Consider the following 17,162-nt stretch of genomic DNA (forward strand, 5'->3'; position numbering starts at 1 on the left):
GGCGCCTTCACCGCTGCCTTCCACCGCCCGGACCAGTTCGGAAACGTGATCTCTCACTGCGGCAGCTTCATCAACATTCTGGGCGCGAACAACCTCCCCAGCATGGTCCGGCGCACCCCCCGCAAGCCAATCCGCGTCTGGCACCAATCGGGCAAGCGCGACGTCGATATCGTCTACGGCAACATCCCCATCGCCAACCATGACCTCGACGCAGCCCTGAAGTATCGCCGCTACGATTCCATGTTCGTGTTCGGCACCGCCGGGCACACCCTCGGACACGCCGGCGCAGTGTTCCCCGAAACACTCCAATGGATCTTCCGCGACCAGGTTGAAGCCAAATGACCCAGAACACGAAAGCAGAGGGCATGAACACCACAAACGAAGTTATTGACACGTCAACTTCAGTGCAGGTGACACTTGATGTCCCTGCGCGGATGCGGGACGGCGTCGTGCTGCGGGCCGATATCTACCGCCCTGCGGGGGACGGGTCTTGGCCTACCTTGGTGGTGCGCACGCCTTACAATAAGGCCGGTGCTGCGGACAACGTTTGGAATGGTTTCTCTCCGACAGAAGTGGCCCGAAAAGGGTTCATCATGGTCATCCAGGATGTTCGGGGCCGCTACGCTTCAGACGGCGACTGGGAGCCGCTGCAGCACGAGGGTCCAGACGGCTTTGACACCATTGCTTGGGCCGCCCAGCTTGCCGGCTCCAACGGGCGGGTCGGCATGGTCGGTGGCAGCTACTGCGGGAACACGCAATGGCAGGCCGCGCTTCAGCAGCCGCCCGCGTTGAAGGCGATCACGCCCCTGATGACGTGGACGGAGCCGCGTGAGGCCCTGGTAGCCCGCGGCGGTGCGACGCAGTTCACAGTGATCACATCGTGGTCGCTGGCTGCCGGTTTCGACTGGTTGTCACGTCAGGGCCTGACGGACGATGAGTTGGCGGCCCGCGTTTCGGCCCTTATTGAAGACTTCGACGGTCTCGAGAAGGACGGCTACTGGGAGTTGCCGGTCACCGAACTGCCCGTGCTGCGACGGCACGGCACGCCGGTGTTCGTAGAGCCGGGCGCAGCCACTGACCTGGAGGCAACCGAGCACATGCGGGTGGCCGGGAGTCACTCCCGTGTCCAGATCCCCAGCCTGCACACTGGAGGCTGGTACGACACCTGCCTGCAGGGAACCATCGACAACTTCACAGCAATGCGCAACCTCGGCCAAGAATCGCGGCTGATCATCGGACCATGGACCCACGAGGACTTCGGCAACCGGATCGGCGCGCAGGACTTCGGAATCATGTCCAGCCGGGACGCGGGAGCCCATCCAAACGGCAAGTGGAGCGATGAAGTGCTGGCGTTTCTCCGCGGCCACCTCACCGAGGATGCACCCGTGAGTGCCCCGGCGCCGGTCCGGATATTTGTGATGGGACGCAACGAATGGCGGGACGAGGAAACCTGGCCCCTGCAACGCTCTCGCACCGAGCGCTGGCACCTGCATGCCGATGGAGGCCTCAGTACGAAGGCACTGCCCGTCGAGTCAGGACCGAGTGAGATCGACTACGACCCCGCCGACCCGGTTCCCACGTACGGTGGGCCAATGGCACTCACACCAGGACGGGGACCGCATGACCAGGCACCGGTCGAGTCGCGACCGGACGTGCTCGTCTTCACCTCCGAGGTCCTCAGGGAGGACCTCGAGGTAACAGGGCCGATCCGGGTACGGCTGCACGTCCAGAGCTCAGCGCCCTCGACAGACTGGGTCGCCCGCCTGTGCGACGTGCACCCCGACGGACGATCCTTGAACCTGACCGACGGAATCCTCCGCATAAACCACGGTGCTGACGAGGCTCAGGAGATCGAGATCGACCTGTGGTCAACAAGCAACGTGTTCCTGGCCGGACACAGGATCAGGGTGCAGATCACCAACAGCTGCTTCCCCCGGTGGGACCGGAACCTCAACACCGGCGACCAAGCCGGGACGGAGTTCGTCCCCGCACATCAGCGGCTCTACCATGACACCAGCCGCCCGTCATACATCGAACTCCCCATCGTCCCAACGGAAGAGAAACAAGTTCCCCGCACCTAAATGAGTTCAGTGGGCACTGCGCAGACCAGGTGGCCCAGTGCCCACTGACCCGGATCGTACGCCGCAGGCTTACATACCTCCGATGCCATCGATAATCGCCCTGCCCCACACTGTAAAGTCGGGGATTCTGTTTCGCTTTGCAGCTGATTGAGACGGTTACTGAACGCCGTATCCGGAGTCTCTCCCAGCAATCCAGATATGGGGAACCAGCCCTCGATCTACCGGCAGACTGCTGACAGGTGACTGGAAGTGACGCAATAAAGTTGCGTGAAGGGCCTCAAGGACACTTTCTCAGTCCAAAGGACGTCCTTATGCTCCGCCTGAGGCGATTCTTGCGTCTGACGCCTCGGAGCTAGCAGCGTGTAAGGTTTCTTGACCACTGGACCTATTGCGGCGGGTCGCTGATCGGTACGATCCTTCCGTGCCGACCGGGGCCTGCTGAGCAAAATCGGATAAGCATCCTAATCGTGTCCTGCTCTGCTGCGTTCTGCGCCGGTATCGCTGCCCCTCCAGGACCGCCGGAAGCGGGGATCGGGCAGAAACCCGGGGAGGATTCTCGACGGCGGAGAGACCCGGAGCCTGCCGCGTGGCTAAGCATTCCCCACCAACGATAGTCAATCCGCTACGTCTGTCCCAGGGTGCTGTGCCATGCGGCTAAAAGACCGCCATCCCCAGCGGCTTCAAAGCGGCTGGAGTCCGTAACGACAGGATTCGCCCACAGGGTGAATGGGGACCCGGGATCTTTCCAGCTCGGCAACTTGATATCCACATTTAAAAACTTGGTTCTTCGAGTTCTTCGTAGAAGCTGGCGGATTATGGTCTCGTGGTGACGCCGCAATGGAGAACGTACCCCTCTAAGTTGAGTGCGGCCCAGAACCCTGGACCTCATTCCAACTGGCCGCCCGATCATATTCACACAACACGCACTCAAAGTTAACGCAGTCTAAGGACTTCACCGAGGTCCTGTACGTTAAGGCCTCCGGTATTAGCCTGCGGGAGGATGAGCAGGTGGAATTCCTAATCTCACGCTGCGTTGAAGGGCCAACCTAACACCTCGCATTCGAAACCGGGATCCGAGACACTTAGTGCCGGGCTACCCGGTGAACAGCGCCCTGGCGGCAAGGGAGGCCGCGAAGCGAAATCGTCGCAAGTTGCTGGTCGCGTTCACGTATGTCGCAATGGATTTTCCGCCGTAGTTCGGGAACCAGCGCCCCGACACTGTCGTGGTAACGATACGGGCGCTTTCATATCCGCTCATGACAAGGACATCTTCGACGCAGTTCCGCCCAGCTTTGTGAGAGCATTAAACTAGGTGGACCGAGCGATATCCCGGTCCCTCAGCTTAAAGTTGAGCTCGTCAACGCTTCTGGGCCAACGGCGCCGTCCGCTCAACCGGCAGGGATCCTTCAGTGCTACGGGAGTACAACGACCAATCCCAGCTAGGTAACTGCAGTCCACAAAGGGGATGCGGACAGCGCCGCATCCCCTCTTGAGGACAATCCGCCCGGTTCCCCCGACCTTAGACCAAGACCGCCAGGCTCGTTAGTCATGCTGGCAGCGAAAGAAACCTAGGCTACGAGGATTGAGACCACCGCTGCAGCAGAATCTCCGCCAACCTGCCCCCCAGAGTTCTGTGCTACGGCGACCTTTGCCGACTCCCGTTGCCGTGCACCCGCTTCTCCACGCAACTGAAGGACCAGTTCGAATATCTGAGCGGTTCCGGTAGCGCCAATGGGGTGGCCCCTGCTGAGCAAACCACCGCTCGGATTGACGGAAATCCTTCCGCCAAGGTCCGTCGCACCACTGCGCAACAGTTCCGCAGCACCCCCCGGCGCACAGAACTGCATGACTTCGTAATTGATTAGCTCGCCAGGGGCCGATGCGTCATGAACCTCTGCCACATGGACGTCCTCGGGACCAATCGAAGCTGCCTCGTAAGCCACCTTCGCAGCCCGAGACGAAGCGTTCGGCTTCGTCGGATCTGCTGAGCCCGAAACAAGCGCCGAACTGGCTACCCAAACAGGCCTGAACCTTGAGAGCTTGGACGCCACACGAGCCGAACACAGGACCACCGCTGCTGCCCCATCGCCGATTGCAGAGCACATCGGAAGCGTCAGCGGTTCACTGATCATCCGGCTTGCCAGCACTTCCTCGACCGTCGTCTCTTTACGAAACTGCGCGAAGGGGTTGAGCGACGCAGCGTGACGACTCTTGACGGTTATTCGAGCAAAATCGGCTGGCGTCGTTCCCGTGGCGTCCATGTACCTGCGAGTACGTTCTGCGTAAATGTCCATAAAAATGGAGCCGCTGCCGGAGCCAACATGCGAGGGCAGTTCCTCTTCCTTGTCTACCGCACCTCCGAACGCTGCGATTGAGACGGTCTTGTCTGCATGGCTCAGCTTCTCCGCTCCCACTGCCAGCACAACATCTGCCTGGCCACTGGCCACTGTCTGCCACGCCAGATGGAACGCTGTGCTGCCCGTAGCGCAAGCGTTTTCCACATTGATTATGGGCTTGCCCATGAGGCCCGTGTTCCTGAGCGCGGCTTGGCCTCGAATCATCTCCTGTCCGGTGATGACTCCAGACGCCGAGTTGCCGAAGTAGACGCGGTCTACTTTGTCCGCATCGATTCCGGCATCCTCCAGCGCTATTCTCACAGCTTCCTCGGAGAGACTCTTCACCGATCGATCAAGAAACTTCCCAAAAGAAGTCATTCCAATTCCAGCGATCGCTACGCGGTCGGTCATAGTTACTCCAATTCACTCTCTCAACAAAAACGCAAAGGCTCCGCTGCAGTGCGGGTCGTTTGCTCAAGTAGCCTTTGGCCAGTCTAACACTTACTGGTTGGTAATCAAGTCTTTAGTTCGACCTCCGAATCAGGCGACTCTTGCCAACGTCTCGGTCAGCAGTTTTCCACCGCGGCGAAACGCACCGTCCCCTCACCAGTGCGAGGACGCAAACACCTGTATGAGCAGGCGAATTCGGGCACGGCGCCTCTCCCGTTCGGCAATGGAAGGACGCGTTACGCTCAGGCTTCTTGGGCGATGGGCTCGACTGCGACGCCGACAAGTGCCTGCTCAATCTGCGGCACACTCCAACGGCTACCGTTCTCGAATGTCTCTACGACCCGCCACCCTTCGTAGACTCCGATCAGATCACCCACCACACGGAACATATGGCCGGAGAGGGCGCAGCGCTCGGCCGCCAGGAACGCGACCAGCGGTGAGATATTTCCGGGGTGCCAGCTGTCAAACTCCGTCTCGGACTCCGGCTCCGCAATCCGTTCGCTTAGCCCCGGCGTAGACAGAGTCAAGTGTGTCCGCGCAGCCGGCGCAATACAGTTGACCCGTACGCCATACCTCTTGAGCTCCTTTGAAGCGACCTGCGTCATGGCAGCGATCCCTGCCTTCGCTGCGGCGTAGTTCGTCTGGCCTGCCCCAGGCTGTAGACCCGCGGCCGAGGAGGTATTGATAATCGCCCGGTCTGCGGCCAACCCTAGTTTTGATTGGTTACGCCAATACGCAGCCGCGTGCCTGCTGACAGCGAAAGTACCCTTTAGATTGACGTCCACCACCGAGTCAAACTCCTCCTCGGTCATGTTGATCAACATCCGATCCCTCATGATGCCTGCGTTGTTTACCACCACATGGAGGACGCCGAATTCGCGGATGGCGGTTTCGACCAGCCGCTGCGCGCCATGCCAGTCACTGACGCTGTCAGTATTAGCCACGGCCTGCCCGCCCGCGGATTTGATTTCGGCAACCACGTCATGCGCCGGACCATTGTCCGGGCTCGCTCCCCCAACGTCATTTACAACCACACGCGCACCCTCGGCCGCAAGCAGCAGGGCGTGCTCGCGGCCGAGACCGCGTCCGGCGCCAGTCACAATCGCCACTCTTCCATCCAGAACACCCATAAGCCTGCTCCATTCCTTCGATCGTTCTTTAATACTGATGCTCAAGCGAGATTGTCCCGAGCCACGCTGCGATGCACGGAAATTCCGACGCAGTTGGGTTGTCGCTCAAATGAACATGCAGGAACTCAGACAGCAAAACTTCACATAAGTTATTGTGAGAAATGCACGATGACCGCAGCGGCAGCGCCAATACTGCTACTCGAACATTGTCATCACTGTTGGATTACCAATTACGATGGGTTTGGGCCAGTGTAATTTACCTGGTCGGCAGGAACGTGCCGCCAGGTGTTTCCTTGTGCAACCTCCTCCAAGTAGTGGGCTGCAAGGCCGACAGACCGCGGTGCGACCAGGAATATTCGCGTCGTCTCCCAGGTGAACCCGAGATCAAGAATGAGAGCTGCAATCGCGCCATCGACGTTCGCTGGAATCTTGCGCCCAACTGCTTGACTCAGCTCGTGTTCCAGGTGGGCCAGCAATGTCGAATGATGGGAGAAGACCCCTTCTTCCTTGGCGATACCCATCAGAATAGGAAAGCGCGGATCCGCACCGTGTTGCGGATGACCAAACCCCTCAAGAGGGGCGCGCTTTGCCCTGCTGTCAGCCACAATCTCCTTGGCGGCTCGCTGCAGCGATTCGTCGGTGACCTCGCCATCTTCGGCTATTCGATGAACAACCGATTGCAACTTCAATGCCAGTTGTTGTCCAGCGCCACCCTGGATGTCCCCGAAGGTGGTTACTCCGGCCGCAATCCCTACTTGAATGGGAACCCCGTATGACGCGAGCATTCTGGTGATCGTACTCGACGGCGATATTCCGTGTTCCATCACCGAAACGAGTAGAGCATCAAGAACGCGAGCCTGACCAGGTGTTGCACGGTTCCCGGTAAGAACCAGGTACATCATCTCAGAATATGAAGTATTCCCGATCAATTGACTCAGGCGGTGTCCCCGAATAATTACATCGTCCTTCTCGACTTCCCCTATGTCAGTTTCCCAAGCATTGGTATCCCGTGTGGTCACTTGATGTCCTCAGTTCTAGTTTTACCTGTAGTTCAATAACTTGCGCACCGAACGCTCCAAGCCTGCACGCTGGCTTCCTATATTGCGTCCAACCGCCAACGCCGCGAGGTACCAGATCCGCGACGCGAGCCTCGTGAGTGCTTTGGCAGTCCCTCTGGACCGCCCTTGCAACCAAGATTGCCGACCCTCGGAGCCGGCGAGCTAGTCGCAACCCCGTGGACTAGTCGTCTAGCTTGCCAATGTTCTGACTGGCTTGAGAGCGGTACTATGCAAGCAGAATATCACTTACTGATCAACAATCAAGTGTTTGACGAGTGGTTCACTAAAGAGTTCGACGGCAGCTTTTGCGGCTGAGACAAGCCAAACACTTGAGGGCACATAGATTGCTAAACGGATTCAGGCATAGCGAAGACTGCGATATGTTCGTGGAATGGCTCCTTCAACTCCGGGCATGCACAAGTCTTCCCCGCCCGCCGACCCCAGCACTGCAGCTTCCCGAGCCGTTGTGGCGCCCACGTCGGGGCGCGTCGAGCGGCTCATGCGAACCCGGCTGCGTGGCGCCGTTGACGGTACGGTACCCGAATGCACCGGTTCCATGGTCACTGGAGTTTGGTGCCTGGACCACGAGGGGCGCCCAACGGGGTTGACGGCCGCCTCCCTGTTGGACCAAACTCTCGCAACTTCTATCCGCGCCGCCGCCCCGGACCTTACTTGGATGGTCACGACGGAGCTGCAACTGAACTTCCTGGCCCCGCTACCTGCTGACGGCACAGTACTGGAGGCTTGGACCAGAAGCGGCTTCGTAGATCCGAGGGGAGGCGTGTCCTTTGGTAGTCTCCGTGGGCCGGACGGTAGAGAGCACGTACATGCCGTTGGCTGGTTTCAAACAGTCGGACCCACCCCTGCCGGGGCACTTGACCATTTCAACCGTATGGGCGCGCTGCCCTTGGGGCCCGAATCCGACGTCACGTTGGACAGATTGCTTGGCATGCGTAGTCCGGCCTCGAGCCCTGCGGGCGGGAAGCCAGCGAACACCGAAAGTTTCCTTCGGGGACCGGATTTCCCTGCGGTCGATGAGTTTATGAATCGCAATGGGACCGTTCACGGAGGGGCCATGACCATGATGGCGGGACTCGCTGCCCATGCGGCCACTCCGGCTCGTGATCATTTCGATCTCCAGTCCCTTCGGATGGTGTTTCTGCGCCCGTCCACTGGACCGATTGCTACACGCGCACGAATCCGACATGCAGGCCGCTCCCTGTGCAGCGTGGACGTGGAACTGTTCAGCATCCGTACAACTCCATGGAACCCGGCATCACGTGGCTCAGAAACTGCTCGGCGAGAGAACCCTGACAAGGCCTTCGAAACCAAGCCAGTCGCACAAGCCCACGCACTCTTCCGTCCGGCCCGCTGACCGACCTAGAGTGACCAGGCGAACAGTGCCGGTGACTCTGGACGTCAGCGCACCGGGCGTCGTCCGAACGGGAGGTCCCAACCGGAAATGGCCTTTGAGCGGCCTGTTATTGGGTTTGTTCCGGCAGGTCACGCAGGGATCAGCGGTGATTCCTGCCCATGCTTCACTCCATGGGCAGGAGTTCGTCGGACTATCTGGTGACCTTGCCCATACGGTTTGCGATGGGTGTGGTGAACAACGGTTTGGTCAGGAACCAGGCTGCGGCGATGACCAACAGCGAGATCAGAAACACGACAAGGCCCCACCAGTCCACTACGTCCCGGGAGCCGTACATGTGGTTTAGGTTCTGTAAGGCTCCGGTGAAGAACACCAGGAATACATGCACCACCGTAAACGCAACGAAGTAGAGCATCACAGGAAAGTGCAATGCCCGCGCCCATTCCACCGGATATATCATCGTGAGGCGCCGTGCACGTTCGGGCCACCAAGTCGACATCCGGACGCCGGTCAGAACCGCCAACGGGGCGGCGATGAACACCGTGAGGAAGTAGGCCATCACCTGCAGTGCGTTGTAATGCACCCAGCCATTTTCGGCCGGCCAGTCCAGCGAGGCATACTGGACTGCTGCTGAGAGCATGTTGGGGAAGACGTCCCAACTCATCGGTACGATCCGCGTCCAGTGCCCGCTGACAAATAGCAGAGCGACGAAGATTATCCCGTTCGCCACCCAGAGCACATCCAGAGTCTGGTGCAGCCATTGGGACAGTGATACCTTTTTCGGGCTGTTGCCCTTCGGGGAGAAGAACGAGTTCTTCTCCGCCGTCCAGTAGCCGGGAGGCTTACGCTCCGTACGGACCTGAAGGCCGGTGCGGACAATCAACACGATGAAGAACATATTGAGAAAGTGTTGCCAGCCTAGCCATGCCGGGATTCCGACCGGCGCACCTTCGGGCTGCCAGGCGTGCCCACTGTAAGACATAACGAACTGCTGCACACCCTCAAGCGTACGTAGCCAACGCGCGCCAACCACCATCAGCAGGCCCAGAACCAACAACACAGCGGTAACTACGGCGGGTTTCCGCCATGCCGGGCCAGTCACCCTCGACTTACTTATGGGGCCGTCCTCTGCCGCCCCCTTTGTGCCGAGGAGACTAGCCGAAGAGGTCATTTTGGCCGCCGGTGCGACCAAACCCGCCTGTGCGGAACCAGAACCGCTCCCTACTGCAGAATCAGTCGATGGACGCGCGACCTCCTGCTCTCCGGCCGCCGGCGGGACAGCGCCCATCCGGCGCTTGCGTGGAGGAGCGTGCTCAGCAGCGGGCTTGGCTTGCTCGCGTTCCCGCTCCGCTGACAGGTCGATTCCCTGAGGCTCCGTCTTATCGATCATCGCAGTGACGTCATCGATGGTCGGCGACATCGTCATGGCCTTCTCTGTAACCGACGAATCGCCCGGCTGCTGCTGCACATGCGTCTGCACGCGCTCTGCAGACAAGGGCCCGGCATCGGTGCGCTCGGGCGCTAGCGGCGTGTATCCTGCCATGCGGCGCCGTCTGGGTGCTTGGCTGGGGTCTCGCTCGCTAGTCATAGATCTCGGTCCTTTGCCTGGGTATCAACTTCGGGTTCAAATGGCCGGAAGGCCTCCGTCAGACCATTGCTCATGGTCCTCACTGGGTAGCGGACTGCCCGGCACCGGGGTCAGCTGCGTCGGTTGTTGATCTCTTCGATCAGCTGTGGGACCACTGTGAACACATCCCCGACGATGCCGAAATCCGCGACGTCGAAAATCGGAGCATCCTCGTCCTTGTTGATGGCAACGATCGTTTTGGAAGTCTGCATGCCAGCCCGGTGCTGGATGGCCCCTGAGATTCCCAGCGCCACATAGAGTTGGGGGGTCACCGTAACGCCAGTTTGACCCACCTGGTAGGACTGCGGCACGTACCCGGCATCAACGGCGGCACGCGAGGCACCCACAGCGGCACCCAGCACGTCGGCTAGTTCCTCCACCACGCTGAACGCCTCCTTCGAACCAACACCGCGTCCGCCGGAGACGACGTTCTTTGCCCCTCTCAACATCGGCCTGCCTGCCTTCGCCGCAGCCTCGCTGACCTCATCGACCGTGGCCCCAGTCGCCGTCGTGGTTGATATCTGCGCAAACGTGACCGAAGGAGAGGCGACGGCTTCTGCCACGCCCTCGATGGAGCCCGGACGCACCGTAACTACCATTAGGCCACCTTCCACGGTCGACTCGGTCGTGAAGTCGCCGCCGAAAATTGAGTGGGTAGCTATGAGCTCCTGGCTCTCCTCGTCGAAGCGAACCGCGACCGCGTCAGCGGCTACAGAACCGCCAGCCACAATTGCGAGCCGACCTGCCACAGCGTTGGAATCGTTCGTCGCCGGTACCAACACCAAGCCCGCCCCATACGTATGTACGGCGTCTGCCAGGGCACCGACCAGCGCGGACCCCAATTCGGTGGCGGCACTCTCCGATTCGGTCAGGTACACATTGGCCGCGCCCAAGTTCCCCAATTCAGCGACTAGGTCCCCGGACCGGCCCGGGGCAGTAACCGCCACCGCAACGGGCTTGCCGAGGTCGGCAGCCAACCTAAGCAGGCCAGCGGCAGTGGACTTCGGCGACCCCTCGCGGTTGGTCTCGATCAGGACCAGAACGTTTCCGGTATATGGCATGGTGTTTTCCTTCAGCTGTTTAACTTCTGTGTCAGTAGGGTCCGCTCATGTTCAGATGAGGCGGTTCGCCGCCAGGAACTCGGCCAGCTGCGCAGCCGCGGTGCCGTCGTCGACAACCTTCGGCCCGGCTTGCTTCGCTGGGCGGGCCGACGCCGAGACCATCACCGATGCGACTTCCGGAGTTACGGCGATTCCTAGATCACTGAGCGACCAATTCGCCAGCGGCTTCTTCTTTGCCGCCATAATTCCCTTGAAGTTTGGAAAGCGGGCATCGGCGGACTTCTCCGTGACAGACACCACTGCCGGCAAGGCCGATGACAAGCGAAGAGCACCGCCGTCCACCTGCGCCCGGCCCGAGACGGCGTCGGGTTCGATGACGACCTCATCAAGTCCCGGGAGTACAGGCCACCCGAGGATCTCGGCAACCATTGCTGGAACCATTCCACCCCGACCGTCCGTGGCCGCGTTGCCGGCGAGGACCAGATCCACGCCTCCGAGCTTTTCGACGGCGGCAGCCAGCACCCGCGCTGTCTGCACCATGTCGGAACCCACCAAAGACTCGTCCGAGACCAAAACGGCGGAGTCAGCGCCCATCGACAACAGCTTCCGAATGCTCTTGCCCGCGTCCTCCGGCCCCATTGCGACCACCACAATTTCGATATCTTTACGCGAATCCTTTAGCTGAAGGGCGTTCTCCAAGGCCCGTTCATTGATCTCGTCCGGCACAGACTCGGACGCACCGCGGTCCAGCATTCCGGATTCCAAGTCGATTTTACGATCGGACCAGGTGTCCGGAACCTGCTTCGCCAACACAACTATCTTCATGGAGAACCCTCCTCGGTGGGCTAACGCTTTCGCTTTCATATCCCAATCTACGGGGAGTTAGCGAAAAATACTAGTTGCTCGACAACTATTTTGTTGGACCGCCTGTGCAGAATTGCAAAGGTGGTGCGGTTTCGCCCTTCAGAAAACGAAAGCCACAGCCGACCGGTCAGCGACCAAGGAATGCCGGAATGAGGACCTGAGCCTCGTCGGCGGCCATGCGCTCACCGATAGTCACGGACTCGCGTGCACCCACCTCCGCCCGCGAGAGGCCGAGGCCCTGACGCAACAGCCTTCGGACATCGCCGAGCGCACCCGGAGCCCCGGCAACCCAAGCTGCGACCACCTCTTGCGCTCGGTCCATCGGGTCGACGACCACCTCTGAAACAAGTCCCTGGTCGAGCGCCTGACTGGCATTCAAAGGCCGGCCGGATAGGGCAAAGGCCAGTGCGCGGTGTAGCCCCATGGCGCGGGGCAAGCTGGCGGAAGTGCCACAGTCGGGAGTCAGGCCAATGGAGGGGTAGGCAAACACAAAGCTTGTACCTTCCCCTGCGATGATCACGTCAGCGGCCAGCATGATACCAAGCCCACCACCGGCAACGGCCCCGTGAACAGCCGCCACCACGGGCTTCTCCAGAGATTCGAGAGCCTGCACAGCCGCATCAACCGTGGCCGCCAATTCAGTCAGGAACCGACCCTGGTCTGGGGACTCCGTGAACGCAGAAATGTCTCCACCGGCGCAGAACCGCTTGCCGTTGCCGGTCAGCAAGACTGCCTTAATCGCGTCGTCCTCCGCAACCCGGCTAACCGCCTCTCCGAGCGCTACGGCTAAGGGCATATTTATAGTGTTGGCCGCCTCCGGGCGGTTGAGCTGCAGGTGTCCGACGCCGCCGACCGTAGTTAAAGTTACGGGCTTTGACATCAGATCCTCCGGAAGAGTGCTGCGAGCGCCTGTCCTCCACCGATGCACATGGTGACAATTCCGAGTTCCAGATCCCGGCGTGCCATGTCCTTGGCAAGGCGCAGCGTCAGGATCGCTCCGGTGGCACCGACCGGATGCCCTAGGGCAATGGCTCCGCCGTACGGATTGACCTGGGCCGGATCGAGGTCGGCGTCCCGGATGACAGCGACAGCCTGTGAGGCAAATGCCTCGTTCAGTTCAATCGAACCGATATCCTTCGGGGTGGTGCCGGTCTTCTCGAACAAGGACCTCAGAGCCAGCGTGGGTGCGTACCCCATGAGTTCGGGTTCCATGGCGGCCGTGGCCACCGCCTCAAGACTAACCAAGCCCTTCAGGCCACGCTGAGCAGCGACGGACTCGCGAGCAAGGACGACGGCGGCGGCGCCGTCGTTGATACCCGATGCATTACCGGCCGTGACTGTCCCACCAGTGGCAAATGCAGGACGCAATCCCGCCAAGGTCTCCATGCTTGTCTCAGGCTTGGGGTGCTCATCCTTGTCAGCTGTGAAAGGCTTTCGACCCGCGACATTGACTGGCGTGATTTCCTCGGCGAACGCTGCCTGGGCCTCGGGCGTAGCGGCGCGGCGTTGTGATTCGACAGCGAACTCGTCCTGTTCCCGGCGTGAGACGTTGTATTTGCTGGCGACGTTCTCGGCAGTGACTCCCATGTGGATGCCGTGCAAGGGGTCGGTAAGCATCATGAGAGTGCCATCGCTGAGGGAACGGTCGCCAAGGCGGTAGCCTTGGCGCGCGCCGAAGTCGTAGTACGGCATCCTTGTCATGGACTCGTTGCCGCCGGCCAGAGCGAAGTCAAGCTGGTTCCACTGCATTTCCATGGCTGCCGACCAGATTGCCTGCAAGCCGGAACCGCACAGCCGGTTGACGTTGTAGGCCGGAACACCCGTTGGCAGTCCTGCCGTGACAGCGACTCGCCGCGCGTTATACGCGTCGGCCCCCACCTGGCCAATGCAACCCATGACGACTTCGTCGATGTCGTCGCCGGTAACATCGGCGCGTTCCAGGGCTGCCCTGCTGGCCGTCGCCCCCAACACATGGCCGGGAACATCCTTGAAGATGCCTCCGAAGCTGCCAATAGGGGTGCGTGCACCGTCCAGGACGATGATTTTCTCCACGATTCGTTCTCCGTTGCTCTTAAGATGAATTGCTGGTGTGACTTTGGCGGTGAAGACCAAGGGCCCCTTGCCAGGATGGAAAAGTCGCATTTTCCCGACTGATCAGGAACTTGACTTTCGAGTTCAAACCCACTGGGTGAAACTATCCACGGTCTCCCGCGGCGTCACGAGTGAGTTCACTGGCGCCGACTCATCGGCGTAGCCAAGTGACATACCGCACACCAGCGTTTCGTCCGCACCAGCGCCGATGATCGGCTTAATTGTCGACTCGTAGTAGTTCCAAGCCGCCTGCGGGCACGTGTGGAGGCCCCGAGCCCGGGCCATAAGCATGATGTTCTGCAGGAACATGCCGTAATCGATGAGCGATCCTCGCCCCATGACCTTATCGACCGTAAATATCAGCCCCACGGGGGCATCAAAGAAGCGGTAGTTACGCTGTAGCTGAGCGTGCATCTTGTTCTTCTCGCCCCTGCCGATGCCGAGAAGGTCATACAAGCTCCAGCCGTTTTGACGACGCCGGTCGATGTACGGCGAGACCCATTCAGCCGGGTAGAAGTCGACCTTGTCGCGGTGCTTTTCGGCCAAGCCCGGATCAGAAAAGACCGCGTCGTCCACAGCGCACACTTGGTGGACAAGGTTATCCCGCTGATCGCCCTGAAGCACATACACTTTCCACGGTTGTGTATTCGTGCCGGACGCGGATTGGCTGGCGACGCGTAATATTTCTTGGATGTCGCTTCGGGCGACGGCTTTGTCCGGAAGGAATGCCCGGCACGAGAAGCGGCTCTCGATGGCAGCTTCCACACTCGCGGGGTCCTGCACTTCAGTCGTGACGCGTGATGATATCAACGCACTTCTCCTAGCAGTGTCTCGATTTCGGTAGTTCTTGCTGAAGGCCTTCATTGGCTATCAGGTGGACTCCGGCAGAACGGCGGTAGCATCGCGCCGGGCGAACCGCCCTGCAACTTCACCTGCAGTCTTCCCACGTTTTTGCAGCGCAGTGCCGTTCCTGCGCCTAGATGGTGCCCGCTTTGCGCAGTCCTGCGATCTCCTCGGCCGAGAGACCAATAAGTTCACTTAGAACCTCGTCCGTATGCGATCCCAGTTCGGGAGCTGGTCGCATCGCAGGCGCTGGCGTTCGGTTCAGCCTCGGCTGCGGTGCTGGCATTTTGAGCGCACCGTACCGCGGATTCTCGACGGTGGCGATGGTGCCCCGCGCTTGATACTGCGGATCGACAACGATGTCCTCGATCGAGTAAATGAGAGAGTACGCCAGGCCCTTTTCATCGAGGATCTGACAGAGTTCCGGAATGGGCCGAGACTTGATCCACTCCCCCACGAGTCGATTTATCTCCTCGATGTTGGAGATGCGATCCGCGTGAGTGGTGAACCGATCATCACCGATCAGCTCCGGTATTGCTTCGCACAGGCGGCGGAACATGCGGTCCGAGGATACTGTCAGGACGATGTGGCGCCCATCGATCGTTTCGAAGTGGTCCCCCGGCGCGGCCGCGAAATGAAGGTTCCCTGTGCGCTCGCGCCTGTCGCCAAACTTATCGAACGCGGTCACCATCACATCAGTGAATCGGAAGACCGTTTCATACAGCGAAAGGTCGATCTGCTGGCCCTTACCACCGCCAACGTCCCTGTTGTACAGGGCCACCATCGTCCCGAAAGCTGCAAGCACCGCTGTCTGGTAGTCAGCGATGGCAACGCCAACCTTCACGGGAGCCCGATCCGGGTAGCCTGTCGCGTTCAACACCCCGCCCAGCGCCAGACCCATTCGGTCATAGCCCGCTCGAGAGGCATATGGGCCAGTTTGTCCGTACCCGGAGACGCTGAGCATTACCAACCCGGGGTTCACCTGTTCTAGGTCTTCCCAGGCAAGGTTCCATCGTTCCAAGGTCCCTGGACGAAAATTCTCCACCAGGACATCGGCGGTCTTCACTAGCTCCTTCAGGATCCGTTGCCCCTCGGGTTGACGTAGGTCCAGCGTGATCGATTTTTTATTGCGCCCCTCGACGTTCCACCACAAGCTCTCACCGTCGCCCAAGCTCGGGCCGATATGACGCAAAGTGTCACCTTTGCCGGGTTGCTCAACCTTGATCACCTCCGCGCCGAAATCGGCCATCAGAGTTGCAGCCACGGGTCCAGCGACCATGGTGCCGACATCGATCACTCGTATGCCTGACAACGGTCCTTTGACGTTCTGTTCCATAGATCTCATTCCTCAAATCTTGAATACGCAGGTGAGGGGCCTCGGCCCGGGACGCATCGTCGTCTATCTACCCTGAAACTGCGGAGGACGCTTTTCCCGGAATGCCGCCAGCCCTTCTACGCGATCGGCAGAGTGGCTATAAAGGTTTACCAACGCCCGTTCGTAGCGCAGTCCGATTTGTGCCGGCTGATCCAGAGAGTCATTTAGCGCCTGCTTCATTTTTGCCAACCCGAACGGGCTTTTACCGGCAAGCTTGCTGGCCAGTGCCGATACCGCGTCATTTAGGCCTTCGCCAGGGACGACCTGGCTTACCAAGCCCATCGCCAGCCACTCGCGGGCGCTAGGCATATCGCCCGTGAACATCAGATACTTGGCATTGTTAAGGCCGATCTTGCGCGGCAAACGCACTGTGGCGCCCGCCCCAGGGAACATAGCGTAATTTGAATGGGCGTCCCCGAGGACCGCCGCCTCCGCCGCGATCACAACGTCGCACGCCAGCACCAATTCCAGACCACCGGCGATAGCGATACCATTAATCGCCGCGATCACAGGTTTAGTGCACTCTTCGATGAGGTTCGTGAGTTCACCAATTTTCTTCACAAAACGAGCACCCTCTTCGGTACTGCGCTTTGCACTGTCCTTCAAATCCGCGCCGGCACAGAAAGCCCTACCAGTTCCAGTGAGGACAATAACCCGCACATCTGGATCTTCATCAGCCTCCTGAATGACCTTGGTGAGATCATCAACAAGCGACGCGGTAAGCGCATTCAATGCCTGCGGCCGGTTTAGCCTTAGCCACAAGACGTGCTCGGACTGCTGCAGATGAAGTTCGTCCGTCTCCGTTGACAGCTCTATAGACATTCGTTTTGCCCTTCTCAATTAGCTACGTTGTGTCATGCCCGGGCATTCCGTT

At 60.0% G+C, this 17,162-nt stretch carries 13 protein-coding genes and 1 pseudogene; 3 read left to right on the forward strand and 11 right to left on the reverse strand.

All coding sequences use genetic code 11. The features are described 5' to 3' along the window. Together AC1DD7_RS23070 and AC1DD7_RS23075 are read left to right on the forward strand one after the other, a co-directional pair. Positions 1-342: pseudogene (locus AC1DD7_RS23070) on the forward strand (esterase family protein); the annotation flags it as partial. A gap of 23 nt (positions 343-365) precedes the next feature. Next, positions 366-2,081, forward strand: a complete 1,716-nt coding sequence (locus tag AC1DD7_RS23075) for a CocE/NonD family hydrolase (protein ID WP_477516735.1) — start codon at positions 366-368, stop codon at positions 2,079-2,081. Between the two features lie 1,568 nt (positions 2,082-3,649). On the opposite strand, the gene AC1DD7_RS23080 is transcribed toward AC1DD7_RS23075, so the two are convergent. The 3 genes from AC1DD7_RS23080 to AC1DD7_RS23090 form a co-directional block, all read right to left on the reverse strand. Further along, positions 3,650-4,828 carry a thiolase family protein gene (locus AC1DD7_RS23080; RefSeq protein ID WP_477516736.1) on the reverse strand — a complete coding sequence of 393 codons (1,179 nt, stop codon included), beginning with the start codon at positions 4,826-4,828 and terminating at the stop codon, positions 3,650-3,652. A 281-nt stretch (positions 4,829-5,109) separates the two neighbouring features. Continuing rightward, complete coding sequence (locus AC1DD7_RS23085; protein ID WP_477516737.1) at positions 5,110-5,997, reverse strand: SDR family oxidoreductase; 888 nt, start codon at positions 5,995-5,997, stop codon at positions 5,110-5,112. Between the two features lie 230 nt (positions 5,998-6,227). Next, positions 6,228-7,016 carry a citrate/2-methylcitrate synthase gene (locus AC1DD7_RS23090; RefSeq protein WP_477516738.1) on the reverse strand — a complete coding sequence of 263 codons (789 nt, stop codon included), beginning with the start codon at positions 7,014-7,016 and terminating at the stop codon, positions 6,228-6,230. Positions 7,017-7,446: 430 nt separating this feature from the next. Here AC1DD7_RS23090 and AC1DD7_RS23095 point away from each other — a divergent pair, with 430 nt between their 5' ends. Then, on the forward strand, positions 7,447-8,430 hold the full coding sequence (locus AC1DD7_RS23095; protein WP_477516739.1) for an acyl-CoA thioesterase domain-containing protein: 984 nt from the start codon (positions 7,447-7,449) through the stop codon (positions 8,428-8,430). A gap of 190 nt (positions 8,431-8,620) precedes the next feature. Here AC1DD7_RS23095 and AC1DD7_RS23100 read toward each other — a convergent pair whose 3' ends face one another. The 8 genes from AC1DD7_RS23100 to AC1DD7_RS23135 form a co-directional block, all read right to left on the reverse strand. After that, positions 8,621-10,015 (reverse strand): cytochrome b/b6 domain-containing protein, encoded by a 1,395-nt coding sequence (locus AC1DD7_RS23100; RefSeq protein WP_477516740.1) that lies wholly within the window; start codon positions 10,013-10,015, stop codon positions 8,621-8,623. A 110-nt stretch (positions 10,016-10,125) separates the two neighbouring features. Beyond that, positions 10,126-11,115: an electron transfer flavoprotein subunit alpha/FixB family protein gene (locus AC1DD7_RS23105; protein WP_477516741.1), complete on the reverse strand. Its 990-nt coding sequence runs from the start codon at positions 11,113-11,115 to the stop codon at positions 10,126-10,128. Positions 11,116-11,166: 51 nt separating this feature from the next. Beyond that, complete coding sequence (locus tag AC1DD7_RS23110) at positions 11,167-11,940, reverse strand: electron transfer flavoprotein subunit beta/FixA family protein (protein WP_477516742.1); 774 nt, start codon at positions 11,938-11,940, stop codon at positions 11,167-11,169. A 166-nt stretch (positions 11,941-12,106) separates the two neighbouring features. Further along, the gene (locus AC1DD7_RS23115) at positions 12,107-12,859 is read right to left on the reverse strand and encodes an enoyl-CoA hydratase/isomerase family protein (protein ID WP_442006399.1); all 753 of its coding nucleotides are present in this window, start codon (positions 12,857-12,859) and stop codon (positions 12,107-12,109) included. Continuing rightward, the gene (locus AC1DD7_RS23120) at positions 12,859-14,034 is read right to left on the reverse strand and encodes a thiolase family protein (protein ID WP_442006424.1); all 1,176 of its coding nucleotides are present in this window, start codon (positions 14,032-14,034) and stop codon (positions 12,859-12,861) included. The genes AC1DD7_RS23115 and AC1DD7_RS23120 overlap by 1 nt, the downstream gene beginning before the upstream one ends. A gap of 120 nt (positions 14,035-14,154) precedes the next feature. Beyond that, a complete protein-coding gene (locus AC1DD7_RS23125; RefSeq protein ID WP_477516743.1) occupies positions 14,155-14,880 on the reverse strand; it encodes a nitroreductase in 726 nt (241 codons plus the stop codon). Between the two features lie 166 nt (positions 14,881-15,046). Next, the gene (locus tag AC1DD7_RS23130) at positions 15,047-16,258 is read right to left on the reverse strand and encodes a CaiB/BaiF CoA transferase family protein (RefSeq protein WP_477516744.1); all 1,212 of its coding nucleotides are present in this window, start codon (positions 16,256-16,258) and stop codon (positions 15,047-15,049) included. Between the two features lie 54 nt (positions 16,259-16,312). Beyond that, a complete protein-coding gene (locus AC1DD7_RS23135; RefSeq protein ID WP_477516745.1) occupies positions 16,313-17,110 on the reverse strand; it encodes an enoyl-CoA hydratase/isomerase family protein in 798 nt (265 codons plus the stop codon). Positions 17,111-17,162: the final 52 nt, after the last annotated feature.

The organism is Paenarthrobacter sp. 10L412 (assembly GCF_056395565.1).

What these genes read in the sequence shown, in the direction of transcription:
- AC1DD7_RS23130 (WP_477516744.1), bottom strand. Translation starts at nt 16,258, where the DNA reads ATGAGATCTATGGAACAGAACGTCAAAGGACCGTTGTCAGGCATACGA.
- AC1DD7_RS23095 (WP_477516739.1), top strand. Translation starts at nt 7,447, where the DNA reads ATGGCTCCTTCAACTCCGGGCATGCACAAGTCTTCCCCGCCCGCCGAC.
- AC1DD7_RS23080 (WP_477516736.1), bottom strand. Translation starts at nt 4,828, where the DNA reads ATGACCGACCGCGTAGCGATCGCTGGAATTGGAATGACTTCTTTTGGG.
- AC1DD7_RS23135 (WP_477516745.1), bottom strand. Translation starts at nt 17,110, where the DNA reads ATGTCTATAGAGCTGTCAACGGAGACGGACGAACTTCATCTGCAGCAG.
- AC1DD7_RS23085 (WP_477516737.1), bottom strand. Translation starts at nt 5,997, where the DNA reads ATGGGTGTTCTGGATGGAAGAGTGGCGATTGTGACTGGCGCCGGACGC.
- AC1DD7_RS23100 (WP_477516740.1), bottom strand. Translation starts at nt 10,015, where the DNA reads ATGACTAGCGAGCGAGACCCCAGCCAAGCACCCAGACGGCGCCGCATG.
- AC1DD7_RS23115 (WP_442006399.1), bottom strand. Translation starts at nt 12,859, where the DNA reads ATGTCAAAGCCCGTAACTTTAACTACGGTCGGCGGCGTCGGACACCTG.
- AC1DD7_RS23105 (WP_477516741.1), bottom strand. Translation starts at nt 11,115, where the DNA reads ATGCCATATACCGGAAACGTTCTGGTCCTGATCGAGACCAACCGCGAG.
- AC1DD7_RS23110 (WP_477516742.1), bottom strand. Translation starts at nt 11,940, where the DNA reads ATGAAGATAGTTGTGTTGGCGAAGCAGGTTCCGGACACCTGGTCCGAT.
- AC1DD7_RS23075 (WP_477516735.1), top strand. Translation starts at nt 366, where the DNA reads ATGAACACCACAAACGAAGTTATTGACACGTCAACTTCAGTGCAGGTG.